We start from the raw sequence: 25615 nt of genomic DNA on the forward strand, positions 1-25615 counted from the left end.
CCGTGCCGATGATGCCGAAGCCCTCAAAAAGACGCAACGGTAGTACTAGCCCCCGAAAGTCGGGCCGTCACCACCCGCCGGGGCTGAGCCGTGTCGGCCATCCGCTCGGCTCCACTGCGACGGCGCAATACGCCGTCCTCGGCGAGGGCCACAGCCGCGAGGTGGAGATCGCCCGGCCGCGGCGGCGTTTCGTTTCCGGCACGTCGGGCCGCAGTGCCGTTGGGGCACGAGCGACCACCCATGGGCACAGAATCTCACCCCCCGCTGCGGCCGAACACCGTGCCGTCGAACAGCTTTCTGGCGGTGCGCAGGATCGCGGTGCGCGACACCGTGCCGTCCGGCTCGACGGTCGCGACCACCGTCATCTCGCCGGTCGGATGCTCGATCGACAGCAGCTTCTCGGCCCCGTCCGGAATCGAGGCCAGCTCCGCCGCCGGGCTGCCGTCGAGCAGGCAGGCGGTGGCGACGCTGACCGCGCCGAGCACGCCGATCGCCGCGTGACAACGATGCGGGATGAAGGTGCGGGTCGCAATCGCACCGCCGTTCTTCGCCCGCGACACCATCGTCATCTTCGGCACGGACTTGTCCGTGACGTCGCCGAGATTCATCAGCGGCCCCGCCTTCAGTCGGATCGCCTCCAGCTTCTCACGCAACGCCGCGTTGCCCTCGAGCTCCTTCGGCGGCTCGTCGCCGGTGATGCCGAGATCGGCGGCACGCATCACGACGCACGGCATGCCGTTGTCGATCATCGTCACCGCGACGCCCTCGATCACGTCGACCACGTTGCCGGTCGGCAGCAGTGCACCGCACGAGGAGCCGGCGGTGTCGCGAAAGGCGATCGGGACCGCCGCCGCGGTGCCCGGCACGCCGTCGATGCGCGCGTCTCCGGCATAGGTCGGAACGCCGCCGGGCGTCGCCACCGTCGCGACCGCCACCTGCCCGGTGTTCTCCATGTAGATCGAGACGTCGGTGGTGCCGTCCTTTGCCGTGATCAGCCCGCGCTCGATCGCGAACGGGCCGATGCCGGCGAGGATGTTGCCGCAGTTCTGAGAATCGCTCACCACCGCGCGATCGACGAAGACCTGGAGAAACAGATAGTCGACATCGATGCCGGGGCGATCCGACTTTCTCACCACCGCCACCTTGGAGGTGAGCGGATCGGCGCCGCCCATGCCGTCGATCTGACGGGCGTCGGGCGAACCCATCATCTCGAGCAGAAAGGCGTCACGCGCCTCCCGGCCGGCCGGCAGCTCGTCGGCGAGAAAATACCCGCCCTTCGACGTGCCGCCCCGCATCCACATGCAACGGACGCCGATCCCCTCAGACATATTTCAACCCCATCGCGGCGAGCTTGGGACGCATGTCGTAGATGTCGAGGCCGAGCTCGCCGCTCGCGAAGCGCGCGCGCTTGGCCTCCTCGTTGGCGAGCCGCTTCTTGGCGGCTTCCAGCACGGCCGGCGCTTCCGCGCGGCGCACCACGCACACGCCGTCGTCGTCGGCGACGATCACGTCGCCCGGATCGATCGCCGCCCCGGCGCACACGATCGGCACGTTGACCGAGCCGAGCGTCGCCTTGACGGTGCCCTGCGCGCACACCGCCTTCGACCACACCGGAAACTGCATCTCTGTCAGCTCGCGGATGTCGCGCACGCCCGCCTCGATCACCAGGCCGGCGCAGCCGCGCGCCCGCAGCGAGGTGGCGAGCAGCTCGCCGAAATAGCCGGCGTCGGACGGCGAGGTCGGCGCCAGCACGATGACGTCGCCGGGCTTCACCTGCTCCACCGCGACGTGGATCATCCAGTTGTCGCAGGGCGGCGCGGAGATCGTCACGGCGGAGGCGGCGATCCGCGCGCCCGAATAGATCGGCCGCATGTAGGAGGCGAGCAAGCCCTTGCGACCCTGCGCCTCGTGAACGGTGGCGACACCGCATTCGGCGAGGCCGGCGATCACCGCCGCATCGGCCCGCTCGATGTTCTGAACGACGACACCCATCACAGCACGTCCACGGTTCGCGGGAAGATCGACTGGAACGCCTCGGCCTGCTTGGCCTCGCGGCCGCCGCCCTGGCCGCCGGAGTTGCGGCGGAACTGATTGCCGCGGTTCTCGGCCACGTTGCCGTAATAGTGCCAGAGGTGCTGCTGGCCCTCCATGCACTCGATCGCCGCGCGCTTCTGGTCCCACACCTCGGTGATGTCGAGAATGGTGTCGGGCTTCCAGCCGCACTGCTCGGTCTGATGCGGCTCGAACAGATAGAGCTGCGGCGCGCCGAGCACCTTCTCGCCGGGATTGTGGCCCCAGGCCTGGGCGATCATCCGGCACTCGAGCGCCATCTTCGACGCGTACGGGTGGTCGGTGTTGTAGGGGTCGTCGAACGAGTGCGACAGCATGAAGCTCGGCCGCACCTTCCTGATCACGTCGACCAGGCGATATTTCGCCTCGCGGTCCATTTCGAGCGGATAGTCGCCGAGATCGAAGAACTGGATGTCGTGGGCGTTCAGCGCCTTCGCGGCGTTCTCGGCCTCCTTGCGGCGGGCCGCCTTCACCTTGTCGAGCGTCATGCCCTCCTGCTTCCACAGTTTCGCGCTCTCGCCGCGCTCGCCGTAGGACAGGCAGACCACCGTCACCTGAAAGCCGAGCTTCTGATGCAGCGCGATCGCGCCGCCGCAGCGCCAGACGAAGTCGGCCGAATGCGCGCTGACCACCAGCGCCGTCTTGTCAGTCATGGGGTATGCTCCTTCATCTCGCGCACCGGTGCGGCCGGGGGCGACAGTCGAACTCGAAAAGCTGCGACGGTTACGGGTGTCTCAGGACCAGTAGAGGCGCGTCGGATTGTCCACCAGGAGGGCCTGCATCAGGGCGGGCTGCGGGGCGATCAGCGCGAGCAGATCGACCAGCGCGCCATCGTCCGGCATGTTCTTCTTGATGTTCGGGTGCGGCCAGTCGGTGCCCCACAGCACGCGGTTCGTGAAACGCTCGACCAGCGTGCGGGCGAACGGCACCGCGTCGTGAAACGGCGGGCCGGCCCGCGAGATGCGCTCGGAGCCGCACACCTTCACCCAGAAGCGCTCGTCCTCCATCAGCTCGCACAGCATGCGGAAGGCCGGCTGATCGAGGCCCTTCGAGGCATCGACCCGGCCCATGTGATCGACCACCATGGTGACCGGCAGCTTGCGCAGGAACGGCGCCAGCGTCTCGAGCTTGTCGGCGTCGAAATGCACCACCGCGTGCCAGCCGAGCGGCGCGATCTTCGCCACGATCGCCTCGATCGCGTCGTGGTCGGCGTCCTTGCCGAGATGGGTGACGAAGTTGAAGCGCACGCCGCGCACGCCGGCCGCGTGCAGGCTGTTCAGCTCGGCTTCACTCACGTCCTTTTTCACCATCGCGACGCCGCGGCAGTTGTCCGGATCGGCGGCGATCATGTCGAGCATCGCCGAATTGTCGGTGCCGTGGCAGCTCGCCTGCACCAGCACGGTGCGCATCAGGCCGAGATGGCGATGCAGGGCGAACAGCGTCTCCTTCGGCGCGTCGACCGGGGTGTAGGTCCGCTGCGGCGCGAACGGGAAGCGGGCGGCCGGGCCGAACACGTGACAGTGGGAGTCGCACGCGTTCGGCGGCAGCACGATGTCCGGCTTCTTCGGCGCGGCACAGAAAGCGAGGTTCTCGCTCGACATGGATGGAAGGTCCTTTCAGATTCGCGACGGCTGCCGCCGCTGCAGCGCCGCCCGATCGACGAAGCGCACGAGCATCGCGATCAGGACGACGACGCCGAGCGCGCGGATGCCCAGCGTCGTCACGCTGGTGTCGGCAACCTTGGCCGGCCACATCACCAGGATGCCGCCGACCAGGAAGGCGAGGCGCTCGATCATCGCCATCGGACGGCCGAGCCAGCCGGCGAAGCAGACGCACAGCGCCAGCACGCCGATCGAGGCGAGCACGACGGCCGCGGCGATCTCGAACGCGCTGCCGATCAAGAGGAGCGCGTGCATCTCGGCGAAGATGAACGGGATCAGCAGCACGACGAAGCCGAGCCGGCAGGCCTCCCAGCCGGTCTTGGTCGGGTCGGCGCCGGAGATCGAGGCGGCGGCGAAGGCGGCCAGCGCCACCGGCGGGGTGATCGCCGAGATCATGCCGTAGTAGAAGATGAACATGTGGGCGACCATCGGCGGCAGGCCGAGCTTGGTCAGCGCCGGCGCCACCAGCACCGCGAGCAGCAGATAGGCGGCCGAGGTCGGCAGGCCCATGCCCAGCACGAACGAGGTGAAGGCGGTGAGCAGCAGGATCAGCCAGAGGTTCGAGCCGCCGACCTCGAGGATCAGGCTCGACAGCATCAGGCCGAGGCCGGTGAGGTTGAGCACGCCGATGACGATGCCGGCGGCGGCAACCGCCGCGATGATCGGGATGGTCGAGATCAGCGTGTCGCGGCACACCAGCACCAGCCCGAGCGGCGTGATGCGGGTGTCGCGGTGCCACGGTGAGATCAAGAGGCCGAAGACGATGCACATCACCGCCGCGCGGGTCGGCGTGTAGTCCATCACCAGGAGGACGATCAGGCCGACCAGCGGCAGCAGCAGATAACCGCGGCGGGCGAGCGTCTGGACGATCAGCGCAGCGCTGGCGTTCTCGTCCTTGCCGAGGCCGAGCCGGCCCGCCTCGAGGCGGATCGCGACCAGGAGCGCGCCGACATAGAGGAAGCTCGGGATGATCGCGGCGAGCGCGATCTGCTTGTAGGGAACGTCGATCACCTCCGCCATCAGGAAGGCGGTGGCGCCCATCACGGGCGGCAGGATCTGCCCGGCGGAGGCGGCCGCCGCCTCGATCGCGCCGGCGGTGACCGGCGTGTAGCCGACCCGCTTCATCAGCGGGATGGTGAAGGTGCCGGTGGTGACGACATTGGCGACCGCGCTGCCGTTGATGGTGCCCATCAGGGCGCTCGACAGTGCGGCCGAGAGGCCCGGCCCGCCATTGATGCGGCCGGTGATGCCGCGGGCGATGTCGACGAACACCACGCCGGTGCCGATCTTCATCAGAAGCGTGCCGAGAAAGGCGAACAGGAAGATGTACTCGACCGCGACGCCCATCGGCACGCCGTAGACGCCCTCGGTCGACAGCATCAAGGTCGAGGCGAGGCGGGCGAGATCGTAGCCGCCGTGGCCGTACTTTCCGGGGATCAGATCACCGAAATAGGCGTAGGCGAGCGAGGCGACGACCAGCGTGACCAGCGCCCAGCCGAGCGTCATCCGCGTGAGCACGAGGACGACGGCGACCAGCCCGACGAAAATCACCTTGTCGATCGGCACCGACATCGCGCCGCGCATGATGATGTCGATATAGGAGTCCCACAGATAGGGTCCCGGCACCAACGCGACGATGGCGAGGAGATAGAGAAGGAAGCGCCATGGCGATTTCCCGGTCGTGAGGCCGAGCTGAATCAGGCCGGCGGCCGACACCGCGGAGAAGAACACCGAGCGCAGGATGAGCGCGGTGATTCCGCCGTAATAGGCGCCGTAGATCACGAGCAGCGCGACCGCCACCGCCAGCAGCGAGAACAGGAACGAGGCGGTGGCGACCTCGGCGTCGCGACGACCCTCCGGCGAGCGCAGTCGGATCGCGGCAAGGAAAGAAGACATGGACGCTTCCATCGTGACGATGGTCGTTGGACGACCGTTGTCGTGCAGTTTCGAGTGGAGCGAATTCGACGTTCGAGTCCCGCTCGGCCGCATGTTCGTTCTCGAACGTCGAATTCGAAGCTCCACCAGGACTCTATGATTGCGAGAGGTCTTTCGATTCCGACATTCGCGATCGGATTCGCGGCAGCGGGAGGCGAATGTCGGAATCGGACCACTCGCGTGCAGAGATCACTTCGCTTCGTCGAAATACTGCTTCGCACCGGGATGAAGCGGAATGGGCGTCTTGGTGGCGGTCGAGGCGGCGATCGCCTTGGCCTGCGGATGCACCTGCTTGAGCTCGTCGAGATGATCGAAGATCGTCTTGGTGATGGCGTGGATCAGCTTGGGATCGGCGTCTTCCTTGGTGAAGATGGTCGCCGGATCGTTGATCACCGTCACCGCCTGGGTCTGGCCGGAATAGGTGTTCGGGGCGATCGTGTAGAGCTGATAGAACGGGTACTTCTTCAGGAGATCGCCGATCTTGCTCTCGTCCACCGTCAGCACGAGCATCGGCCGGTGGGCGGCGAGGTCGATCAGCGCCGAGGTCGGCGCGCCGGCCAGAACCGCGGTCGCGTCGATATTGTCGTTGAGGAGGGCGGCTGTGCCTTCGGTGTAGGAGAGGAACTGCACCTTGGAGGGATCGAACACGCCGTAGGCTTCGAGCAGGCGTTGCGCCAGCACCGCCGAGTTGGAGCCGGGCGGGCCGAGATTGACGCGCTTGCCGCGCAGATCGGCGAACGACTTGATGCCGGTGCCCTCGATCGTCACGATCTGCAGCACGGCCGGATAGAGATAGGCCATCGCGGCGACCGGCTGCGGCTGCTTGAAGGCGCCCTCGCCGTGCTTGGCCTCGTAGAGCGTCGAGGACGACGAGAAGCCGAACGTCATCTGGCCGGCGGCGACGCGGCGGATGTTCTCGATCGAGGCGCCGGTCACCTCGGCACGCGCGAAGGCGTTGTCGAGATGCTTGTTGAGCTGATCGGCCATGCCGGCGCCGATCACATAGAACAGGCCGCCGGTGCCACCGGTGCCGATCGAGATCCGATCGGAGGCGGCGGCGGGGCCGATGGCGGGGGCGGCGGCGACCGTTGCGGCCATCAGCGCCCCGAAAGCGAGGTCGAGAAGTTTCACGTCCAGGTCCTCCCACTCAGGTCTCGGGCCGCCGTGAGGGCGGCAGCGAACGGACCGCAAGACGCGGCGAACACCGAGATCGTCTCGACGTCCGCGCCTTGCGTCGGAACGTTTCGGACCGTGCCGTCGAGGCAGGGCCCCGTGGCCGTCGAGGGGGCGGGAAACCGCCGGCCGCCGCTCCCGTCGCGGGAGGAGGCCGGTCCCGTCCGTCTCGGACCAAACGCGCGGCATTCTGGCCACCGCCGCGGCAGCCGGCCAATTCCTTGTTGTGCCTTTCCCATAAGCACATGCTATAGAGCTTCGCAGACAGCGGCCCGGCACCACCGGCTGATGCGCATCCCGCGATGCGGCAAGGCAATAGCGGCTGTGCGCGACGGCGGTTTCGGAGGCGCCTTCGGAACGGCACCGGACCCGGGTGCCGTGCAAAAATGCCGGGCAGGGATGCCGAACCGATGGATCTCAATCTTCGCCATCTCCGCGCCTTCGCCGCGGTGGTCGCCCAGGGGTCGCTGACCAAGGCGGCGGCGGTGTGCGCCATCTCGCAGCCGGCGGTGACCCAGGCGGTCGCCAAGCTGGAGGCGCAGCTCGCCGCCCGCCTGCTCGACCGCACGCCGGCCGGCGTGTTTCCGACCGCGGTCGGGCGGCGCTTCGCCGAGCGCGTCGAGCGGGCACTCGAACGGCTCGACACGACGTGCGCGGCGATCGCGCCGCGGCTCACCCTGACCGTCACCAATGCCCAGCTCGAGGCGCTGATCGCGGTGCGCGAGGCCGGCAACTTCACGCTGGCCGCGCGCGGCATGGGACTCGCCCAGCCGACCGTGCACCGCACCATCGCCCGGCTGGAGACCGACGCCGGCCGCCCCCTCTTCACCCGCGACCGGCGCGGCGTGACGGCGACCCGGGCGGGCGACAATCTCGCCAGCGCCGCCCGCCTCGCCTTCGCCGAGCTCGCCCAGGCCTGCATGGAGATCGAGGAGCATGCCGGCCGCGACGCCGGCCAGATCGTCATCGGCGCGCTGCCGCTGTCGCGCTCGTTCGGGCTGCCGCAGGCGATCGTGCGGTTCCGCGAGCGGTGGCCGAAGACGGCGCTCAAGATCGTCAGCGGGTCGTATCGGGAGCTTCTGCCGGGCCTGCGGCGCGGCGACATCGACCTGATCGTCGGCGCGCTGCGCAACCCGCCGCCGATCGACGACATCGAGCAGCGTCCTGTGTTCGACGACGGGCTGGTGGTGGTGGCGAGCCCGGCCCATCCGCTGGCGGGCGAGCCGCGGCTCGAGGTCGCGCAGCTCCTGCACTATCCGTGGGTGGTGGCGGGCCACGGCACCCCGACACGCGGCCATTTCGACCGGGTGGTCGCCAGCAGCGCGGAGACGCCGCTCAGCATCGTCGAGACCTCGTCGCTGATCCTGATGCGCGAGATCCTGGTGATCAGCGACTATCTCGGCTTCGTGTCGCGCCGCCAGGCGGAGGCGGAGGCGCGCTCCGGCACCCTCGCGGTGCTGGCGGTCGCGCTTCCCGGCACCAGCCGGCAGATCGGCATCACCACCCGCGCCGGCTGGAAGCCGACCCGCTCGCAGGCGGATTTTCTGGCGATCATCGACCGCATCGGCTCGCTGCACGCGCCCGGCCGCGGGCGGGACGGGCGAGCGGACGAGAAGACGGATGCACCGACGGAAGACGATGAGCGCGCACCGGCGCTGCCGGTCGGCTGACGGGGGCGCCGAAGCCGAAGCCTGCGCAGAAAAGGGCTACTTGCCGCAGTTCCACACCGGGCCGATCGGCGTGTCGGTCCAGCACGGGCCGAAGCTACCGCCGTTCCACCGGCCCTGGTAGTAGCGCGGGCCGCCCCAGCCATATTGCCACTGCCAGGTGTAGGGATCGAAATAGCGCCGCCCCGGCCCGTAGGGTTTTGCGATCCATGCGGTGTCGGACCGCGTCCGGCGGTACGGGCTCGGCCGGTCGGGCGGCTCGTAGCCGGGCAGAAAGCCGTAGCCGCGCGCCGGCCGGATCGTCAGCGAGGGACGTTTGGCTTTGACGGATCGGCTCTTCGCGTCGGCCGGGGTCGCCGCGAGCGGCGGCACGGCCAACAGCGCGGCGAGCCCGCAGATCAGAGCCAGGCGGAAGCCACGGCGCGGCCGTGCGGACGGCGCGGGCGTCGGGACGGAACACGATGGCGCAGGCGATGATGGCGCAGACGATGTGGTCACGACCCCACTCCTGCCGGACGATGCCGGCTATTTTGGGAACCGGTGCAGTGCCCCACTCTGAACCTTTCGGGTGAAGACGGAGTGGACGGCGCAGGCTCACGCATCGGCGGTGCGGGGATTCTCGTGATGCAGGAAGACCGCCAGCGCCTCGCGCAGGCTCTCGTCGCGCTCGCCGGCCTTGGTGTGGCCGGCCAGCACCGCCTCCTCGAACAGATCGTGCTGCACATCCTGCGGCAGCCGCCCCCACAGGGCGATCACCGCCGATCCGAGGATGTTTGCGAATTGTTCGGTCCGATCGTCCATCGCCGGCTCCCTCGTGCTCGTCGGCCCGGCCACCCGCCTCGACCGACGTCCGTCAAAGAGCCGCGGCGGCGATGGTTCCGGGACGCGCTCGCGCGACCCGATTTCCGGGGCAGGACGAGGCTGCGGGAGGGGAGGGCTCAGTAGCCGGTGCCGAGCACGAACAGGCCGGACGACAGCGCCGGCGTCGTGGCGGAGCTCGGCGCAGGGGCGGCGTGGGCTCGGTGCTTCGCCGACATCCGCGGTTTTGCGGCGGCGCTCGCCGTGGCGGCACTGCGCGCCGCAGGACCGGGCGAGGTGCCGGTCGAGGTGCAGCCCCCGACCGACACGGCGACGGCGCACGCGGCGGCGACCGCGAGCAGGCGCACCCCGGAGCGGGACATTCGGAAAGGACGAGCAGCGACGGAGGTACGAAGAACGGACGGACGAGCGGACGTCGAGCCCATGGCAGCCCCCTGTTTGCAGGAAGCATGCCGAAACATGGTTAACAGGCAGTTACCGGTTGTGGTCCGCCACCGCCTCCCGTGCACCCGACCGGGACGCGGTGGAAGAAAAATCAATCCTCGATGCCGGCGACCGCGCGGGCGAAATCCTTGGCGGCGAAGGGACTGAGGTCGTCGATCCCCTCGCCCACCCCGATGAAATGCACCGGCAGGCCGTACTTTTCCGACACCGCGACGAGAATGCCGCCACGGGCGGTGCCGTCGAGTTTCGTCATCACCAGGCCGGTCACCCCGGCGATCTTGGAGAACACCTCGACCTGCGACAGCGCGTTCTGGCCGACGGTGGCATCGAGCACCAGGAGCACCGCGTGCGGGGCGGTGTCGTCCAGCTTCTTCATCACCCGGACGATCTTCTCGAGCTCGTCCATCAGCCCGGCCTTGTTCTGCAGCCGGCCGGCGGTGTCGACCAGCAGCACGTCGGCGCCCTCGGCGCGCGCTTTTGCCAGCGCGTCGTAGGCGAGGCCGGCGGCGTCCGCGCCTTGCTGCCCCGCCACCACCGGGCTCTTGGTGCGTTCGCCCCAGATTTTGATCTGCTCGATCGCCGCGGCACGAAAGGTGTCGCCGGCAGCGAGCATCACCTTATGGCCGTCGCGCTTCAGGCGGGCGGCGAGCTTGCCGATCGTCGTCGTCTTGCCGGAGCCGTTGACGCCGACCATCAGCACCACGAACGGCTTTTTGGCCGGATCGATCGCCAGCGGCGCCGCGACCGGACCGAGGATTTTTTCCACCTCGGCGGCCAGAATCGCCTTCACCTCGTCGGGCGAGACCTGCTTGTCGTAACGCCCCTCGCCGACCTTCTCGGCCACCGTCGCGGCGGTGGCGATCCCGAGATCGGCGCGGATCAGCGCCTCCTCCAGCTCCTCGATCACCGAGGCGTCGAGCTTGCGCTTGGTGACGAGATCGGCGATCGCCCCGCCGATCGAGGCGGAGGTGCGCTTCAGGCCCGAGGAGAGCCGGCGCCACCAGCTCTGGCGCTCGCCCTTGTCATTGGTGCTGTCATCGGTCATGGCGGGGTGATAGCGCACTCCCCATGACACCGGAAGAGATGGTTGCCCGCGTGCTCCACCGCGACGGGCTGATGATCGTGATCGACAAGCCGGCCGGCCTGCCGGTTCACCGTGGCCCCAAGGGCGGCGGGAGCTTGGAGGACGGCTTCGACGCGCTGCGCTTCGGCCTGCCGCGGCCGCCCGCGCTCGCCCATCGGCTGGACCGCGAGACGTCCGGCTGCCTGGTGCTCGGCCGCCACCGCAAGGCGCTGGCGCATCTCGGGCTCCTGTTCAAGCACGGGCAGGTGAAGAAGACCTATTGGGCGGTGGTCGAGGGCGGCCCGGAGGCGGACGAAGGCGTGATCGACCTGCCGCTCGGCCGGCTCGACGAGACCCGCGGCTGGTGGATGCGGCCCGATCCCGCCGGCCAGCCGGCGGTGACGACGTGGCGCGTGCTCGGCCGCTCGCCGGCCGGCTCGCCGGCGGACCCGTCTCCCGGCGACGCAGGCGGGGCGGGTGTCGTGCCGACCGCCACGGCGGGTGGCACGGCGCAGCCGAGCCCTGCCGCGGCCCGGCTGCCAGGCCAGGGCATCGCGGCCCGCGCGAGCGGCGGCGAAGCGGACGGCGGGAGGTCGGGGCCGCCCGGAGCGCCGGACGGCGCCGCCGAGGCGGTCGCCCCGCGATGGACCTGGCTCGCGCTGTCGCCCCTCACCGGCCGCACCCACCAGCTCCGGGTGCATTGCGCGGCGAGCGGCTTCCCGATCGTCGGCGACAACATTTATGGCAACGGCCCGCGCTTCGGCGGCCCGGGCCTGCATCTGCACGCCCGCGAGATCGTGGTGCCCTTGTCCAAGTCGAAGCCGCCGGTCCGGGTGGTCGCGCCGATCCCGGCGCATCTGAAGGCGATGCTGACCGTGTGCGGGTGGGATGGCGACCGCGAGCCTTGATTATCTTATGATAACAGGATAACTCATGGAGGACGATGCCGAGCTCGAGCTGCTGCTGTCGCTGGACGGGGCGCGCTACGAGGCGGCGGCGGGGTATGTCGTCGAGTTCACGGCGAAACGCACGCCGGAGACGCCGGAGCGGCCGCACGGCATCAGCTACGCCCTGGTGTTTCGGCCGATCCACGGTGAGCCGTTCGTCCGCTTCGACAACGCGCATCCGGTGCCACATCCCGGCGGGCGCTTCGTGAAAGCCGGCCGGGCCTACGACCACTGGCACCGCACCGAGACCGATCCGGGCCGCCCCTACGTGTTCACGACCGCCGCGACGCTGCTCGAGGATTTTTGACGGGAGGTGGCGCGGGTGATGACCGAGCGAGGGATTCCGAATGACCTATAGGACCGGGACGATCGGGGATTTCATGCGCTGGACCAAGCGCGTCGTCGCCGAGCCCGGTCTCGCCACGGCCGAGCCGAAGCACTGGTTCGACAGCGCCACGACGGCGGAAACGGCGCTCGGCGCCCGCGCGGCGGAGGCGATGGTCAAGCTCTTGTCGGAGGAGAACATCGCCCTTCTTCGGCTGATCGCCGAAAAGCGGCCGGCCTCGCTGCGCGAGCTGGCCGCGCTCGCCGACCGAAAGGAATCCAATCTGTCGCGAACGCTGAAGAAGCTGCGCGAGGCCGGCATCGTCGATTTCGAGGACAGCCCCGGCCGGGTCCGGGCGCCACGGGTGATCGCGCGGCGCATCACGCTCGCGCTCGATCTCGCCGGCCCGACGAGCCGCCTCTCGGTGGAGCGGGATGCCGAACCCGCTGAAGACGGCGCACCGCAGTCCCGCACGGCCGAGCGCTAATTCAAAACCCCTCCCCCACCAGAATGCGCGCTTTTGCGCTGGTGGCGACGGTGCCGTCGGCGGTGAGGATGCGCCCGCGCAGGACGACCACGTCGCTGCCGAGATGGGGCGCCTCGGTGACGCTGTCGACCGCCCATTCCAGCGTGATCTCCTGGTCGACCGGGATCGCCTTGTGGAAGCGGAACGAGATGTCGTGGCCGATCACCGCGCCCTTCTCGGCATAGTGGGTGGCGAGAAAGCCCATCAGCTGCGCCGCCATCTGCGGGCCGGAGACGATCGGCGTCCGGTAGCGGGTGCCTGCGGCGTACGCTGCATCGTGGTGCAGCGGATTCTCGTCGCCGGCGAGTTTTGCGAAGGCGCTCGTCTCGGCGAACGGCACGGCGAGCGTGGTGGAAAAAGTTTCGGTCGGATCGACGCGCATTGCCAATGTTCGGATCGGCGGGACCCGAAGGCCCCGGTGGTCGGGAGGACACGGTGCGCCGCGAAGAGCCGCCGTGCCCGGTCCGGCCGACCCTATCAGTACGGGCCGCGCGAGGCGATGTCGGCGATCACCTCGTCGAGCTGCCCGATCCGGGTCGCATAGACCCGCTTCAGGCAGGCGACGTCGGCGCCGCACGCCTCGCGGTCGCGGATGAAGGCGCGCTGCGCGTCCTCGATGTCGCCCCGCTGGCCCATCGCCACCAGCGAGGTGGCGATGCCGTAGAGCGTCGCCATGCGCGCCTCGTCCTGGCCGGGCGCATAATTGCCGCACACCGTGCGGTCGGCCGGCGTCTCGGCTTTCTTGCAGTCGATCGGCGCATATTGGGCGGCGCCCGCCGGTCCGGCGAGCGCGAAAAGTGTCCCCAGCACACAGGCGAGCGGAATCGTCGGCAGGCCGGCACCCGACCGCGAACGCCTCATGAAAGCCTCCTCGGGTCGCGTCGTCAGGCGGCGAGCAGCCGGCGGCCGTCGTGGCCCGTCACCGTGACCTCGACGATCCGGCCGGGCGCCCGATCAAAAAGCCCGACCGGGAAGAAATGCTCGGTCCGCCCGGTCGCGCCGGTCTCGACCAGCACGGCACGGCGGTGGCCGACCTCGCCGTCGAGATGCCGCCGTAAAATTGTGTCGCCGAGAAGGCGCAACCGCATCGCCCGCTCCTTGACCACCGGCCCGGCGACCGCCGGCATCCGCGCGGCGGGGGTGCCCGGCCGCGGCGAGTAGGGGAAGACGTGCAGGAAGGTGAGCCCGCAGGCCTCGACCAGATCGAGCGAGTTCTCGAACATCGCCTCGGTCTCGGTCGGGAAGCCGGCGATGATGTCGGCGCCGAACACGACGTCGGGCCGCAGCCGCCGCACCGCCTCGCAGAAGGCGATCGCGTCGGCCCGCGAGTGGCGGCGCTTCATCCGCTTGAGCACGAGGTCGTCGCCCGCCTGCAGCGACAGATGGAGATGCGGCATCAGCCGCGGCTCCTCGGCGAGCGCGTCGAGGAGGTCGCGGTCCGCCTCCACCGAATCGATCGAGGAGAGCCGCAGCCGCGGCAGCTCCGGCACCGCGGCGAGCACCGTTTTCACCAGCGTTCCGAGCTTTGGCGCGCCCGGCAAATCCTTGCCAAAGCTGGTGATGTCGACGCCGGTCAGCACCACCTCGCGAAAACCGTTCTCGACCAGCCGGCGCACCTGCGCCACCACGTCGGCGACCGCGACCGAGCGCGAATTGCCGCGGCCATAGGGGATGATGCAGAAGGTGCAGCGGTGATCGCAGCCGTTCTGCACCTGCACGAAGGCGCGCGCCCGGCCTTCCATCCCGTCGATCGCGGGCGCCGACACGCCGCGCACCGCCATGATGTCCTCGACCGCCGCCTTTTTCGGGGGCTCGTCCCCGGCCCCCGCAACGCCGTCCCCCGCGAGAACCGCGCGGGTCTCCTCCCAGGCGCCTCGAGAAAGCTTCTCGGCATTGCCGAGCACCCGGTCGACCTCCGGCATGTCGACGAAGGTTTTGGTCTCGGTCTGCGCCGCACAGCCGGTGACGACCACTTTTCGATCGGGCCGCTCGCGCTTGAGCTTGCGGATCGCCTGCCGGGTCTGGCGCACCGCCTCGCCGGTGACGGCACAAGAGTTCACCACCACGGCGTCGGCGAGCCCGGCCTCTTCCGCGCGGCGGCGGATCACCTCCGACTCGAAGGTGTTCAGCCGGCAGCCGAAGGTGACGACGTCGACGCTCATGCCGCCCCCGCAGCGGTGGTCGCCCCGGCGGTGAACAGCGCAGGGTCGAAAACCCCGTCGAACTCGTGCTCGGCGGGGCCCGTCATCAGCACGTGGTCGTCGCGCTCGCGCCAGTCGATGAGAAGGTCGCCGCCCGGCAGCGTCACCCGCACGCTGCGGCCGGTGCGCCCGGTGCGCGCGGCCGACACCGCGGCGGCACAGGCGGCCGAGCCGCAGGCTCGCGTCAAACCGACGCCGCGCTCCCAGGTGCGCACCGTGAGGTGGTCCGGCCCGGTGACGGCGGCGAGCGAGATGTTGGCGCGCTCGGGAAAGATCGGATGGTTTTCCAGCAGCGGCCCGAATTTTGCGAGATCGTGAGCGTTCACGTCGTCCACCCAGAAGACCGCGTGCGGGTTGCCCATGCTGGCGACCGAGGGCGAATGCAGCACCGGCGCGTCGATCGGGCCGATCTGCAGCTCGATCGCGCGGGTGTCGCGAAACTCTTCCGCGAGCGGGATGTCGCGCCAGCCGAATTTCGGCGCGCCCATGTCGACGGTGGAGACGTGCGGCGCCTCGCCCTTCCAGCAGTTCAAAAGCCCGGCGCGGGTCTCGAAGGTGAGCGCCGCCTTGCCGGTCTCGGCGAAGACGAGGTCGGCGAGGCAGCGCGTGCCGTTGCCGCAGGCGCCGGCCTCCGAGCCGTCGGTGTTGAAGATGCGCACCAGCCCGTCGGTGCCCGGCGTCTTCGGCGGATAGAGCACCATCATCTGGTCGAACGGCACCTGCCTGGCGGCGGCGCGGATCTCGTCGGGGGCGAGCTTTTTCGCGCGGTCGCGCAGATCGACGACGACGATCTCGTTGCCGAGGCCGTTCATCTTGACGAAGCGATGGTCGGCGAGAGCGCTCATGAGGAAAAGGTCCGGGCGGGTGAGGAACCCGCGTTCTCGTGCGGTTGTTTCGTGCCGGAGCTTATATGGGATAGCGCCGGGTTTTGACCAGCGAAAGCGGGATCCGCGGGCGCTACGGTGCTATGGCGCGACGCAGCGCGTTGTGCTTCCGTTCAGGTCGGCCGTGCTCGTATCGAGCCGGAGCGACATACCGAATTACCGACAGGAGTTTGCGATGCGGCCGTCTCGGATGCGACTGTCTCGTCTCGTGGCGACGTCGACCGGCCTCGCGATGGCGCTGGGCGTCTGGGCGGCGCCCGGCCCGCTCGGCTCGGCGCTCGCGCAAAACCCGGCAGGCTCGCCCGCGGGCTCGCCCGCGGACTCGTCCGCCGGCACGCCCGCGCAACCGCAGCCGCCCGCTCCGGCACAAGCGCCTGCTCCGGCACCCACGACCACGCAAGCCCCTGCCCCCGCGCCCGCCCAAGCTTCCCCACAAGCAGCGCCTGCCCCAGCGCCCGCACAGGACAGCGAGACCGCCGACGACGTCGCGCCGCCCGCCACCGGCGGCGAGGTTTTCGGTGAGGAGGTGACCCTGCCGGAAAGGACGATCGTCGCCTTCTCCGGCACCGCCACCTGGGACAAGGCGTTCGACAGCATCAAGACCGGCCTGAAGGCCGTGAACGACTATCTGAAGAAGGAGAACATTTCCGCCACCGGCCCGGCGATGACGATCTACACCTCGACCGACGATTCCGGCTTCAACTTCAAGGTCGGCGTGCCGGTCGCACAGGCCCCGAGCACGCCGCCGCAGGTCGACCTCTCGGTCGGCCCCTCGCCGTCCGGCAAGGCGCTCAAATACGTCCACCGCGGCTCGTACGATTCGATGGACACCACCTACGAGGCGATCACCAACCAGCTCGACGACAAGGACATCGACGCCCAGGACTCCTTCGTCGAGGTTTACGATACCGATCCGCTGACGACGCCCGAGGACGAGTTGCTGATCGAAGTTTTTGTGCCGCTGAAGTGAGGCGGGGAGCCGCCGCGACAGAATCCGCCCCACCCGCTCGTCCCCGCGAAAGCGGGGACCCAGAAAGACATGAAAAAAAGGAAGAACTGGATTCCCGCTCGAGCGGGAATGAGCGGATTTGGCTGGTGCCACCTTCCGGTAACGGATGCCACGAGACGAGGATACGCCGCAGGAGCCGCCGGCTCGCGGCGTCCGCCCGCTAAATCTCCAACACCTCGCCGGGCTTCAGCACCCGGAAAACCTCCGGGCCGATCTCGGCGGCGGCGCAGGCCTCCGCCAAGGCCTTCGGCGGGGCGTCGATCGCCTCGTCGGTGAGCTTGAAGGTGCCGTGGTGGTGGGCGACCGCCAGCTCGGCGCCGCAATCGAGAAACGCCCGCACCGCCTCCGCCGGGTCCATGTGCTGGTCGCGCATGAACCAGCGCGGCGCGTAGGCGCCGATCGGCAGGATGGCGAGGCGGAACGGGCCGTAGCGGTCCTTCGCCTCCTTGAAGCGAAACCCGTCGCCGTAGCCCGAATCGCTGACGACGTAGATCTTTCCCGCCGGCGTCTCCAGCACGAAGCCGGCCCACAGCGTCTTGTTGCGGTCGAACAGGCCGCGCGCCGACCAGTGCCGCAACGGCACCAGCGTCGCGGCGATGCCGGGCGCGATCTCCACCCGGTCGTGCCAGTCGTAGGCCTCCACCCGGATCGCCGGATCGTGCGCCGTCATCACGCCATCGTTGCCGAGCGGGGTGATCACCCGCGGGCGATGCGCCGCCGAAAGCCTGGAGAGCGTGTCGACGTCGAGATGGTCGTAATGGCCGTGCGACACCAGCACGGTGTCGATCGGCGGAAGCGCGTCGAACGGGATGCCGGGATCGTTGACCCGCTTCGGCCCGACGAAATCGAACGGCGAGACGCGCTCCGACCACACCGGATCGAGCAGAATGTTCGTCCCGCCGGTCTGCAGCAGAAAGCTCGCATGGCCCACATAAGAGAGGCGAAGGCGCGCGCCCTCCACCCGCTCGGGCGGATGGTCGGAGAACGGGCTCGGCGCCCGCTCGGGCCACGCCTCGCCGCCGCGGGTCGACCACCATTTCAGCATGTCGCCGAAGCTCTTGGGCGCCGCGCCGTGCGGATCGCGAAACACCGTGCCGTCGAAATGGTCCGACACCGGCCCCTCGTACCAGCTTTGCGCGCGCGCTCGGGCGGTGGCGATGGCGGTGCCGATCGCCGTCACGCCGGCAAGACTCGCGAGAAGGGTTCGGCGGGTGGGCGCCACGAGCGGTCTCCTGATCTCGGGCCGGGCGGCCCGGCGGGGGGTCACGGGCGAAAGCCGCATGCAGAGCAGAGAAGCGCCCGCCGGAACGGCAGGCGGCCGAGTATGAGGCACGAGTGTCCGGTACGCGTCACCGGAAGGTAGGCGCTCCGGGCGCGGGGACAAGACGGCGTCCGCACCGCGGCACCCGCGTTCACGCCGCCGTGTGGGCGAAAAAGCCGGCCGAAAACCCGAATTGACTTCGGCGCACCCCTCCGGCTAGTGTCCCGCCGCTCTCGACAAGAGCCGGACCACGACTCCGCCGACCGGTCCCCAAGACCGGAGGTCAACACCCGACAGCGCTGTGCGCCCTCGGGTGCGTTTTGGTTTGGCGAACGCCCGAGACGAAAGGCGAGCCCATGTTCGACGGTCTTTCCGACAAGCTTTCCGGCATCCTCGACCGGCTGACCCGGCGCGGCGCGCTGACGGCCGCCGACGTCGATGCCGCCGCCCGCGAGGTGCGCCGTGCACTGCTCGAGGCGGACGTCGCGCTCGACGTGGTGCGCGGCTTCATCGACAAGCTGAAGGAGCGCGCGGTCGGCGTCGAGGTCATCAAGTCGGTGACCCCCGGCCAGATGGTCGTCAAGATCGTGCACGACCAGCTGATCGAGACCCTGGGCGCGGAGGCGGAACCGATCGACCTCAACGCCCCCGCCCCGGTGCCGATCATGATGGTCGGCCTGCAGGGCTCGGGCAAGACGACGACCTCGGCAAAAATCGCCAAGCGCTTGACCGAGCAGGGCAAGCGCAAGGTGTTGATGGCCTCGCTCGACACCCGCCGCCCGGCGGCGATGGAGCAGCTCGCGGTGCTGGGCGAGCAGGTCGGCGTGCAGACGCTGCCGATCGTCGCCGGCCAGACGCCGGTGCAAATCTCCCGCCGCGCGCTGGAGGCCGGCCGGCTCGGCGGCTTCGACGTGGTGATCCTCGACACCGCCGGCCGCATCACCCTCGACGAGGCCCTCATGGCCGAGGTCGCCGAGGTGAAGCAGGCGGCGAACCCGCACGAGGTCCTGCTGGTCGCCGACGCGCTCACCGGCCAGGACGCGGTCAATCTCGCCCGCTCGTTCGACGAGCGGGTCGGCCTCACCGGCATCGTGCTGACGCGGGTCGACGGCGACGGCCGCGGCGGCGCCGCGCTCTCCATGCGGGCGGTCACCGGCAAGCCGATCAAGCTGATCGGCGTCGGCGAAAAGCTCGACGCGCTCGAGGATTTCTACCCCTCGCGGATCGCCGACCGCATCCTCGGCATGGGCGACATCGTCTCGCTGGTCGAGAAGGCCGCGGCCACCATCGACGCCGAGAAGGCGCGGCGCACCGCCGAGCGGATGCGCAAGGGCCAGTTCGACCTCAACGATCTGCGCGAGCAGCTCGAGCAGATGCTGAAGATGGGCGGCCTCGGCGGCCTGATGGGCATGATGCCGGGCGTCGCCAAGATGAAGAACCAGATCGCCGCGGCCAATCTCGACGACAAGATCGTCACCCGGCAGATCGCCATCATCCAGTCGATGACGGCGAAGGAGCGCCGCACCCCGGATCTCCTCAAGGCCAGCCGCAAGAAGCGCATCGCCGCCGGCTCCGGCACCAAGGTCGAGGAGATCAACCGGCTCCTCAAGATGCACCGCCAGATGGCGGACATGATGAAGAAGATGGGCTCCGGCAAGCGCGGTCCGATCGCCGGGCTCGCCAATGCGCTCGGCTTCGGCGGCGGCATGCCGAGCCAGGCGGAGCTGGAAAAGATGGCCGAGCAGCTTCCGGGCGGGCTGGAGTCGCTGAAAGGCGCGCCGCCGCCCGGCATGCCGGGCTCGCCGCTCGGCGGACCGCCGGGAGGGCTGCCGGGCACGCCGCCCGGACTGCCGGGTCCGGGTGGACCGGGCCTGCCGGGCCTCCCGCCCAAGCTGCCGGGCCTCGGCGGCCGGTTCCAAGGTTTTCCCGGTTTCGGGAAGAAGAAGTGACGCGAGTTGTCTGCGCTCGACCTCATGGTGAGGAGCGCTCCGCAGGAGCGCGTCTCGAACCATGAGGCCCCACCCGGGCCGCCCCGGCCCTTCGAGACGCGGCCTACGGCCGCTCCTCAGGACGAGGGCGGATCGGGAATGTGGACCAGCTCGGCGAATCGAATGCTCATCACCCTAAGCGGCCTCGGCATCGACCGGCGCTGAAAAACTGATCGAGACGAGAAAGGACCAACAATGTCTCTGAGAATGCGGATGGCCCGTGCCGGGACCAAGAAGCGGCCGTTCTATCACATCGTGATCGCCGACTCGCGCTCGCCGCGCGACGGCCGCTTCATCGAGCGCATCGGCTACTTCAACCCGCTGGCCCCGAAGGACCAGGCCGACCGGCTGAAGTTCGACCTCGACAAGGCCAAGGAGTGGCTCGCCAAGGGCGCCACCCCGTCGGACCGCATCCTGCGCTTCCTCGACGAGGCCGGCATCGTCAAGCGCGAGCCGCGCAACAACCCCGAAAAGGCGGTTCCGCGCAAGGAGCGCAAGGCCGCGAGCGCGTGAGCGCTCGCCGCGGCGCGCCCCGGATCGTTCCAGCCGGTGCTCGGACGATCGCTCGCGAGTCATGATCCGTCCGCCCCCTCCGCTCGTCCCCGCGAAAGCGGGGACCCAGCGTTTCGCAGCGGAGGTCGCCGGACTGTCGAGACTCGAAAGGACGGCCGGCTCGAGCGGATTTTCCGAGCAGTGGTTTCCCGCCAGCGCGGGACCGAGCGGCCGAGGAAAAGCCGCGGCATCGCCGCGTCTCCGGCCAGCAGGACATTCGATCATGGACGACGATCGGCCTTCGGCTCCGCCCGCCGGAGCGGGACCCGCCGGTGCCGCGAGGAAAGACGTCTGCGTCGCCCGCATCGGGGCGCCGCACGGCGTGCGCGGCGAGATGCGGTTGTGGTCGTTCACGGCCGATCCCGCCGCGGTGAAGGATTACGGCCCGCTGCACGCCCGTGACGGCCGGGTGTTCGAGATCGAAAGCCTTCGCCCCGCCAAGGACTGCCTGGTCGCCCGCCTGAAGGGGGTCGGCGACCGCGACGCGGCGGAGGCCCTGAAGAATCTCGACCTGTTCGTGGCGCGCGAAAAGCTCGCGGCGCCCGAGGAGGACGAGTTCTATCACGCCGACCTGATCGGCCTCGCCGCCGTCGACACCGCGGGGCAACCGCTCGGCACGGTGATCGCGGTGCAGAATTTCGGCGCCGGCGACATTCTCGAGATCGCCCCCTCGCGCGGAAGAACCTTTCTGGCGCCGTTCACCAAGGCGATGGTGCCGGAGGTGGATGTTTCCGGCGGGCGGGTGGTGCTCGATCCGCCGCCGGGCTTTTTCGACGAGGAGGAGCCCCCGCCGTCCGAGGGTGGGCCGTCCGAGGGCGGGCCGGGCTGATCCGTCATGTGGCGCGCGACCGTCATCACCATCTTTCCCGAGATGTTTCCGGGACCGCTCGGCCACAGCCTCGCCGGCAAGGCGGCTGCGCGAAAAATCTGGGGGCTGGAGGCGGTCGACCTGCGTGACTTTGCGACCGACCGTCATCGCACCGTCGACGACACGCCGGCGGGCGGAGGTCCCGGCATGGTGATGAAGGCCGACGTCTTGGCCCGCGCGATCGATGCGGTCACGGGCAACGAGCCGCCGGACCCGCGTCCCCGCCTTCTCACCAGCCCGCGTGGAAGGCCGCTGACGCAAGCGCGCGTCGCGGAACTGGCGGCGGGACCGGGCGTCGTGGTGGTGTGCGGGCGCTTCGAGGGGATCGACCAGCGCGTCATCGACGGAAGAGACCTCGAGGAGATCTCGATCGGCGACTACGTGCTCTCGGGCGGCGAGCTCGCCGCCCAGGTCCTGGTCGATGCCTGCGTGCGCCTCTTGCCCGGCGTGATGGGCAAGGAAGAATCCGGGGCGGAGGAGAGCTTTTCCGACGACCTTCTGGAATACCCGCACTACACCCGTCCGCAGGTGTGGGAGGGACACGAGATTCCGGCCGTTCTGGTGTCGGGCGATCACGGCAGGGTGGCGGCGTGGCGGCGCGCCGAGGCCGAGCGTCTGACCCGCGAAAGACGGCCGGATCTGTGGGTCCGACATGCGTCGAGACCGGCAGCGAAAAACACGACCGACGGATGACAAGCCGACGCCGATAGCGTATAGCCACCCGCAAACCGATCAATTCCTTTTCCGTATGACCGGCGCGCTCGCGCCTGGCGCAGCGCTGGAGACACCCATGAACCTGATCCAAGAGCTCGAGCAAGAGCAGATCGCGAAACTCTCCGCCGGCAAGGAGATCCCGGATTTCAGCCCGGGCGACACCGTGACGGTGAACGTCCGCGTGAAGGAAGGCGAGCGCAGCCGCGTTCAGGCCTACGAGGGCGTGTGCATCGCCCGCTCCGGCGGCGGGCTGCACGAGAACTTCACCGTGCGGAAGATCTCCTATGGCGAGGGCGTCGAGCGCGTGTTTCCGCTCTACTCGCCGATGATCGACTCCATCAAGGTGGTGCGCCGCGGCAAGGTGCGTCGCGCGAAGCTCTATTATCTGCGCGCGCGCCGCGGCAAGTCGGCCCGTATCGTCGAGCGTCAGGCCCGCCAGGGCGAGCGCGAGGCCGGCGGCAACGTCGAGGCGGCCGAGTAAGCCGCGCGGGTGCCGCGTCGGACGCCCAAGCCGAGGGCCGGCATGGCCGGCCCGTGGTGGACCAAAAGGGCCGGCATGGCCGGCCTTTGGCGTCGTCGGCCGGCCCGCCGCCTTCCCGTTGTCACCATGCTGCTCGCCGCGGGCGCCCTTATGGGCTCCGCGGCGTTCTTTTGCGCCCGTGCCGAGCCGGTGCTGCTCGAGGTGTCGCAGGCGGTCGCCGGAACCGACGAAATCTCCGGCAAGCCGACGGTGAGCTTCGTCCTCACCGCCGCCGGCCGCGAGGTGTTTGCCCGCTTCACCGAGGCGAATGTCGGCAAGCGGGTGTTCATCCGGGTCGATGGCGCGACGCTCGGCAAGCCGATCGTCGCCGAGCGGGTCGCGGGCGGCGTCGGCCAGATCCCGGTCGCGAGCCCGGAGGCCGCGGAAACGCTCGCGAGACGCCTCGCCGACCAGGGCGCCCGGCTCGAGGTCGAGACCGCGAGCGACTGACGGTTTTCGGTGCCGGCTCGCTCGCATAGGGTACAGTGCGCACCCCACCGCGCCGTGCGCACGCTGCGCTCTGCGCACGCTACGTTCTCGCGGTTCCGTAGGGTGCCGCAGAGGCGCGGAGTGCCGTGCGCACCCCATGGTGCCCCGCCCGCTGACGCCGTCGTGAAATCGACATTCGTTGTCGCGCCAGTTTGGATTTGCTACAGAACGTCCATGGTGTCGCAACGCGCAGATTTCCGGCGGACGCCGGTCCTCGGACCGGCGGCGCTGTCGCGCGTCGTGCTCGACGACCATGTCCGCCTGCCCTGGCGCTTCTTCGGCCGGCTGACGGCGACCATCCTGTCCGCGCTTCCCGCCTGACGCATCGACGGCGCGCGCCGCCCGCACACGGCCGGCCGCCGTCCGATACCGTCGCCGCTCCGCTTTCCTCACCGTTCCGACATCGCGAGACGAGCCATGAAACCGCGCACCCTCTACGACAAGATCTGGGACGACCACGTCGTCGATCAGCAACCCGACGGCACCTGCCTGATCTATATCGACCGCCACCTCGTCCACGAGGTGACCTCGCCGCAGGCCTTCGAGGGCCTTCGCATGGCGGGCCGCAAGGTGCGGGCGCCGCAGAAGACGCTGTGCGTGGTCGACCACAACGTCCCGACCACCGACCGCTCGAAGCCCAACGAGGACCCGGAAAGCGCCGCCCAGATCGCCGCGCTCGCCGACAACGCCGCGCATTTCGGCCTCGAATATTACAACGAGCTCGACCAGCGGCAGGGCATCGTCCACGTGATCGGCCCCGAGCAGGGTTTTACGCTGCCCGGCACGACGATCGTCTGCGGTGACAGCCACACCGCGACGCACGGCGCGTTCGGCGCGCTCGCCTACGGCATCGGCACCTCGGAGGTCGAGCACGTGCTCGCCACCCAGACGCTGATCCAGAAGAAGTCGAAGAACATGCTGGTGCAGGTGAACAACCGCCTGCCCGACGGGGTCACCGCCAAGGACATCATCCTCGCGGTGATCGGCGAGATCGGCACCGCCGGCGGCACCGGCTACACCATCGAATATGCCGGCGAGGCGATCCGCGCCCTCTCGATGGAAGGCCGGATGACCATCTGCAACATGTCGATCGAGGGCGGCGCGCGCGCCGGCATGGTGGCGCCCGACCAAAACACCTTCGACTATCTGAAGGACCGGCCGAAGGCGCCGAAGGGCGAGGCCTGGGACCAGGCGATCCGCTACTGGGAGACGCTGAAGTCGGACGAGGGCGCGCATTTCGATGCGGTCGTCACGCTCGATGCCGCCAATCTGCCGCCGCTGGTCACCTGGGGCACCAGCCCCGAGCAGGTGGTGTCGATCGCCGGCCGGGTGCCGGTGCCCGCCGAGATCGCCGACGAGAAGAAGCGGATGGCGGCCGAGCAGTCGCTCCGCTACATGGGCCTCGCCGGCGGCGAGAAGGTCACCGACATCGCGCTCGACCGCATCTTCATCGGCTCCTGCACCAATTCGCGCATCGAGGATTTGCGGGCCGCCGCGGCGATCGTGAAGGGCCGCACCGTCAGCCCGACGCTGAAGGCGATGGTGGTGCCGGGCTCCGGCCTGGTGAAGGCGCAGGCCGAGGCCGAGGGCCTCGACGTGATCTTCAAGGAGGCCGGCTTCGAATGGCGCGAGCCGGGCTGCTCGATGTGCCTGGCGATGAACCCCGACAAGCTGGCGCCGGGCGAGCGCTGCGCCTCGACCTCGAACCGCAATTTCGAGGGCCGCCAGGGCTACAAGGGCCGCACCCATCTGGTGTCGCCGATCATGGCGGCGGCCGCCGCCATCGCCGGGCACTTCGTCGACATCCGCACCTGGAAGTGACGCCCGTCGCGTGAGAACGACCGGCCGGCCCCAGTGGCCGGCCGGGCAAGATCGAGGCCGGCCGGGCGAGCTCAAGGCTGGCCGGGCTCGATGCGGGGGGCGCGGCGAAATACCGCCGCCATCAGGACGGCCGAGGCGATCAGCCCGACCGCCGGCACCACCCAAATCACCGCCCCCGCCCCGGCGAGGCCGGCGGCGACCGGCGGGGCGAGGCTCGCGCCGACGAACAGCACGAAGCCGTAGATCGCGATCGCCAGCCCCCGGTCGGACGGCGTCGACCGCATCGCCACCGTCGAGATCAGCCCCGGCACCGCCAGCGCCACGCCGGCCGCGACCAGGACGCTCGCGAGCATCGTCGCCGCCGGGCCACCGGCCACCGCCGGGACGAAGGCGGTCGCTTCGAGAACAATCCCCAGCATCGCCGTCACCGGCGCCCCGACCCGCGCCGACAGCGGCGCCGCGACCAGCGTGAGCAGCAGCGGCGGCAGGCCGACGAGGCGCAGCGTCTCGCGGTCGACGCCGAGATCGAGCAGCTGCGCGCCGCTGTGAAAGGTGACGAAGCCGAACAGCACGGTCAGCGAGACCGCCCACGCCGCGACCAGCCCCTTGTCGCGCATCAGCGCGACGAGCCGGCCGCCGGCGGGCGGCGCCGGGGGCGCCGCGGCGGCGCACCGCCCG

The 25615-nt window shown here is 69.6% G+C and carries 29 protein-coding genes; 13 read left to right on the plus strand and 16 right to left on the minus strand.

Annotated elements, in window-relative coordinates; genetic code table 11:
* Positions 1-254: 254 nt before the first annotated feature.
* From A33M_RS18370 to A33M_RS18395, 6 genes are all read right to left on the minus strand, one after another.
* Complete coding sequence (locus A33M_RS18370) at positions 255-1328, minus strand: 4-oxalomesaconate tautomerase (protein ID WP_085977094.1); 1074 nt, start codon at positions 1326-1328, stop codon at positions 255-257.
* Entirely contained in the window at positions 1321-1992 is a 672-nt protein-coding gene (locus A33M_RS18375) for a 4-carboxy-4-hydroxy-2-oxoadipate aldolase/oxaloacetate decarboxylase (protein ID WP_008390342.1), read from the minus strand. Before A33M_RS18375 ends, A33M_RS18370 begins: the two co-directional genes overlap by 8 nt.
* Positions 1992-2723, minus strand: coding sequence for a PIG-L deacetylase family protein (locus tag A33M_RS18380; protein WP_008390344.1), 732 nt, complete (start codon positions 2721-2723; stop codon positions 1992-1994). The genes A33M_RS18375 and A33M_RS18380 overlap by 1 nt, the downstream gene beginning before the upstream one ends.
* An 81-nt stretch (positions 2724-2804) precedes the next feature.
* Positions 2805-3671 carry an amidohydrolase family protein gene (locus A33M_RS18385; RefSeq protein WP_008390346.1) on the minus strand — a complete coding sequence of 289 codons (867 nt, stop codon included), beginning with the start codon at positions 3669-3671 and terminating at the stop codon, positions 2805-2807.
* A 15-nt stretch (positions 3672-3686) separates the two neighbouring features.
* Entirely contained in the window at positions 3687-5627 is a 1941-nt protein-coding gene (locus A33M_RS18390; protein ID WP_202801950.1) for a TRAP transporter permease, read from the minus strand.
* A gap of 228 nt (positions 5628-5855) precedes the next feature.
* Positions 5856-6797 (minus strand): TAXI family TRAP transporter solute-binding subunit, encoded by a 942-nt coding sequence (locus tag A33M_RS18395; protein WP_008390349.1) that lies wholly within the window; start codon positions 6795-6797, stop codon positions 5856-5858.
* A gap of 452 nt (positions 6798-7249) precedes the next feature.
* Here A33M_RS18395 and A33M_RS18400 point away from each other — a divergent pair, with 452 nt between their 5' ends.
* Positions 7250-8509 (plus strand): LysR family transcriptional regulator, encoded by a 1260-nt coding sequence (locus A33M_RS18400; RefSeq protein ID WP_052027123.1) that lies wholly within the window; start codon positions 7250-7252, stop codon positions 8507-8509.
* 36 nt (positions 8510-8545) lie between these two features.
* Here the strand turns inward: A33M_RS18400 and A33M_RS18405 are convergent, their stop codons facing one another.
* The 4 genes from A33M_RS18405 to ftsY form a co-directional block, all read right to left on the minus strand.
* Complete coding sequence (locus tag A33M_RS18405; RefSeq protein WP_202801951.1) at positions 8546-8878, minus strand: hypothetical protein; 333 nt, start codon at positions 8876-8878, stop codon at positions 8546-8548.
* Between the two features lie 222 nt (positions 8879-9100).
* A complete protein-coding gene (locus A33M_RS18410; RefSeq protein WP_008390356.1) occupies positions 9101-9307 on the minus strand; it encodes a hypothetical protein in 207 nt (68 codons plus the stop codon).
* 137 nt (positions 9308-9444) lie between these two features.
* A complete protein-coding gene (locus tag A33M_RS18415; RefSeq protein WP_157223553.1) occupies positions 9445-9687 on the minus strand; it encodes a hypothetical protein in 243 nt (80 codons plus the stop codon).
* Positions 9688-9860: 173 nt separating this feature from the next.
* Complete coding sequence (gene ftsY, locus A33M_RS18420; protein WP_040621661.1) at positions 9861-10814, minus strand: signal recognition particle-docking protein FtsY; 954 nt, start codon at positions 10812-10814, stop codon at positions 9861-9863.
* A 50-nt stretch (positions 10815-10864) separates the two neighbouring features.
* Between ftsY and A33M_RS18425 the strand changes: the two genes are divergently transcribed.
* The 3 genes from A33M_RS18425 to A33M_RS18435 are packed head-to-tail and all read left to right on the plus strand — an operon-like array spanning position 10865 to position 12591.
* Positions 10865-11740 (plus strand): RluA family pseudouridine synthase, encoded by an 876-nt coding sequence (locus tag A33M_RS18425; RefSeq protein WP_008390362.1) that lies wholly within the window; start codon positions 10865-10867, stop codon positions 11738-11740.
* Between the two features lie 25 nt (positions 11741-11765).
* Complete coding sequence (locus tag A33M_RS18430; RefSeq protein ID WP_008390365.1) at positions 11766-12086, plus strand: DUF6516 family protein; 321 nt, start codon at positions 11766-11768, stop codon at positions 12084-12086.
* A gap of 40 nt (positions 12087-12126) precedes the next feature.
* Positions 12127-12591, plus strand: coding sequence for an HVO_A0114 family putative DNA-binding protein (locus tag A33M_RS18435; RefSeq protein ID WP_008390367.1), 465 nt, complete (start codon positions 12127-12129; stop codon positions 12589-12591).
* A gap of 1 nt (position 12592) precedes the next feature.
* On the opposite strand, the gene A33M_RS18440 is transcribed toward A33M_RS18435, so the two are convergent.
* The 4 genes from A33M_RS18440 to dapF form a co-directional block, all read right to left on the minus strand.
* Complete coding sequence (locus A33M_RS18440; protein ID WP_008390369.1) at positions 12593-13012, minus strand: MaoC family dehydratase; 420 nt, start codon at positions 13010-13012, stop codon at positions 12593-12595.
* A gap of 95 nt (positions 13013-13107) precedes the next feature.
* Positions 13108-13491 carry a lysozyme inhibitor LprI family protein gene (locus tag A33M_RS18445; protein WP_008390371.1) on the minus strand — a complete coding sequence of 128 codons (384 nt, stop codon included), beginning with the start codon at positions 13489-13491 and terminating at the stop codon, positions 13108-13110.
* Between the two features lie 23 nt (positions 13492-13514).
* Positions 13515-14792: a tRNA (N(6)-L-threonylcarbamoyladenosine(37)-C(2))-methylthiotransferase MtaB gene (gene mtaB, locus A33M_RS18450; RefSeq protein ID WP_008390373.1), complete on the minus strand. Its 1278-nt coding sequence runs from the start codon at positions 14790-14792 to the stop codon at positions 13515-13517.
* Positions 14789-15676 (minus strand): diaminopimelate epimerase, encoded by an 888-nt coding sequence (gene dapF, locus A33M_RS18455; protein ID WP_008390374.1) that lies wholly within the window; start codon positions 15674-15676, stop codon positions 14789-14791. Before dapF ends, mtaB begins: the two co-directional genes overlap by 4 nt.
* 565 nt (positions 15677-16241) lie before the next feature.
* Here dapF and A33M_RS24695 point away from each other — a divergent pair.
* A complete protein-coding gene (locus tag A33M_RS24695; RefSeq protein WP_008390376.1) occupies positions 16242-16685 on the plus strand; it encodes a GyrI-like domain-containing protein in 444 nt (147 codons plus the stop codon).
* 199 nt (positions 16686-16884) lie between these two features.
* On the opposite strand, the gene A33M_RS18465 is transcribed toward A33M_RS24695, so the two are convergent.
* On the minus strand, positions 16885-17946 hold the full coding sequence (locus tag A33M_RS18465; protein ID WP_040621649.1) for an MBL fold metallo-hydrolase: 1062 nt from the start codon (positions 17944-17946) through the stop codon (positions 16885-16887).
* A gap of 395 nt (positions 17947-18341) precedes the next feature.
* On the opposite strand from A33M_RS18465, the gene ffh reads away from it, so the two are divergent.
* The 8 genes from ffh (at position 18342) to leuC (ending at position 24937) form a co-directional block, all read left to right on the plus strand.
* Positions 18342-19934: a signal recognition particle protein gene (ffh, locus tag A33M_RS18470; RefSeq protein ID WP_008390383.1), complete on the plus strand. Its 1593-nt coding sequence runs from the start codon at positions 18342-18344 to the stop codon at positions 19932-19934.
* A 252-nt stretch (positions 19935-20186) separates the two neighbouring features.
* Positions 20187-20486, plus strand: a complete 300-nt coding sequence (gene rpsP, locus A33M_RS18475; RefSeq protein WP_272943335.1) for a 30S ribosomal protein S16 — start codon at positions 20187-20189, stop codon at positions 20484-20486.
* A 262-nt stretch (positions 20487-20748) separates the two neighbouring features.
* Entirely contained in the window at positions 20749-21354 is a 606-nt protein-coding gene (gene rimM / locus A33M_RS18480; RefSeq protein WP_008390388.1) for a ribosome maturation factor RimM, read from the plus strand.
* Between the two features lie 6 nt (positions 21355-21360).
* A complete protein-coding gene (trmD, locus tag A33M_RS18485) occupies positions 21361-22086 on the plus strand; it encodes a tRNA (guanosine(37)-N1)-methyltransferase TrmD (protein WP_008390391.1) in 726 nt (241 codons plus the stop codon).
* Positions 22087-22183: 97 nt separating this feature from the next.
* The gene (rplS, locus tag A33M_RS18490; protein ID WP_008390392.1) at positions 22184-22588 is read left to right on the plus strand and encodes a 50S ribosomal protein L19; all 405 of its coding nucleotides are present in this window, start codon (positions 22184-22186) and stop codon (positions 22586-22588) included.
* Positions 22589-22714: 126 nt separating this feature from the next.
* Positions 22715-23077 carry a SecDF P1 head subdomain-containing protein gene (locus tag A33M_RS18495; RefSeq protein WP_157223555.1) on the plus strand — a complete coding sequence of 121 codons (363 nt, stop codon included), beginning with the start codon at positions 22715-22717 and terminating at the stop codon, positions 23075-23077.
* 213 nt (positions 23078-23290) lie between these two features.
* The gene (locus A33M_RS24210) at positions 23291-23437 is read left to right on the plus strand and encodes a hypothetical protein (protein WP_008390397.1); all 147 of its coding nucleotides are present in this window, start codon (positions 23291-23293) and stop codon (positions 23435-23437) included.
* A 96-nt stretch (positions 23438-23533) separates the two neighbouring features.
* Positions 23534-24937 carry a 3-isopropylmalate dehydratase large subunit gene (gene leuC / locus A33M_RS18500; protein ID WP_008390400.1) on the plus strand — a complete coding sequence of 468 codons (1404 nt, stop codon included), beginning with the start codon at positions 23534-23536 and terminating at the stop codon, positions 24935-24937.
* Between the two features lie 71 nt (positions 24938-25008).
* On the opposite strand, the gene A33M_RS18505 is transcribed toward leuC, so the two are convergent.
* Positions 25009-25615 (minus strand): MFS transporter (locus tag A33M_RS18505; RefSeq protein ID WP_040621652.1); only part of this gene is annotated, 607 nt, incomplete at its 5' end.

It is taken from the genome of Rhodovulum sp. PH10 (assembly GCF_000293785.1).
Classification (GTDB): Bacteria; Pseudomonadota; Alphaproteobacteria; order Rhizobiales; family Xanthobacteraceae; genus Rhodoplanes.

Bases quoted from the DNA above. Each gene is read 5' to 3' on its own strand.
- A33M_RS18370 (WP_085977094.1), bottom strand. From the start codon at position 1,328: ATGTCTGAGGGGATCGGCGTCCGTTGCATGTGGATGCGGGGCGGCACG.
- A33M_RS18375 (WP_008390342.1), bottom strand. From the start codon at position 1,992: ATGGGTGTCGTCGTTCAGAACATCGAGCGGGCCGATGCGGCGGTGATC.
- A33M_RS18380 (WP_008390344.1), bottom strand. From the start codon at position 2,723: ATGACTGACAAGACGGCGCTGGTGGTCAGCGCGCATTCGGCCGACTTC.
- A33M_RS18385 (WP_008390346.1), bottom strand. From the start codon at position 3,671: ATGTCGAGCGAGAACCTCGCTTTCTGTGCCGCGCCGAAGAAGCCGGAC.
- A33M_RS18390 (WP_202801950.1), bottom strand. From the start codon at position 5,627: ATGTCTTCTTTCCTTGCCGCGATCCGACTGCGCTCGCCGGAGGGTCGT.
- A33M_RS18400 (WP_052027123.1), top strand. From the start codon at position 7,250: ATGGATCTCAATCTTCGCCATCTCCGCGCCTTCGCCGCGGTGGTCGCC.
- A33M_RS18410 (WP_008390356.1), bottom strand. From the start codon at position 9,307: ATGGACGATCGGACCGAACAATTCGCAAACATCCTCGGATCGGCGGTG.
- A33M_RS18415 (WP_157223553.1), bottom strand. From the start codon at position 9,687: ATGTCCCGCTCCGGGGTGCGCCTGCTCGCGGTCGCCGCCGCGTGCGCC.
- ftsY (WP_040621661.1), bottom strand. From the start codon at position 10,814: ATGACCGATGACAGCACCAATGACAAGGGCGAGCGCCAGAGCTGGTGG.
- A33M_RS18430 (WP_008390365.1), top strand. From the start codon at position 11,766: ATGGAGGACGATGCCGAGCTCGAGCTGCTGCTGTCGCTGGACGGGGCG.
- A33M_RS18435 (WP_008390367.1), top strand. From the start codon at position 12,127: ATGACCTATAGGACCGGGACGATCGGGGATTTCATGCGCTGGACCAAG.
- A33M_RS18440 (WP_008390369.1), bottom strand. From the start codon at position 13,012: ATGCGCGTCGATCCGACCGAAACTTTTTCCACCACGCTCGCCGTGCCG.
- A33M_RS18445 (WP_008390371.1), bottom strand. From the start codon at position 13,491: ATGAGGCGTTCGCGGTCGGGTGCCGGCCTGCCGACGATTCCGCTCGCC.
- mtaB (WP_008390373.1), bottom strand. From the start codon at position 14,792: ATGAGCGTCGACGTCGTCACCTTCGGCTGCCGGCTGAACACCTTCGAG.
- dapF (WP_008390374.1), bottom strand. From the start codon at position 15,676: ATGAGCGCTCTCGCCGACCATCGCTTCGTCAAGATGAACGGCCTCGGC.
- ffh (WP_008390383.1), top strand. From the start codon at position 18,342: ATGTTCGACGGTCTTTCCGACAAGCTTTCCGGCATCCTCGACCGGCTG.
- rpsP (WP_272943335.1), top strand. From the start codon at position 20,187: ATGGCCCGTGCCGGGACCAAGAAGCGGCCGTTCTATCACATCGTGATC.
- rimM (WP_008390388.1), top strand. From the start codon at position 20,749: ATGGACGACGATCGGCCTTCGGCTCCGCCCGCCGGAGCGGGACCCGCC.
- trmD (WP_008390391.1), top strand. From the start codon at position 21,361: ATGTGGCGCGCGACCGTCATCACCATCTTTCCCGAGATGTTTCCGGGA.
- rplS (WP_008390392.1), top strand. From the start codon at position 22,184: ATGAACCTGATCCAAGAGCTCGAGCAAGAGCAGATCGCGAAACTCTCC.
- A33M_RS18495 (WP_157223555.1), top strand. From the start codon at position 22,715: ATGCTGCTCGCCGCGGGCGCCCTTATGGGCTCCGCGGCGTTCTTTTGC.
- A33M_RS24210 (WP_008390397.1), top strand. From the start codon at position 23,291: ATGGTGTCGCAACGCGCAGATTTCCGGCGGACGCCGGTCCTCGGACCG.
- leuC (WP_008390400.1), top strand. From the start codon at position 23,534: ATGAAACCGCGCACCCTCTACGACAAGATCTGGGACGACCACGTCGTC.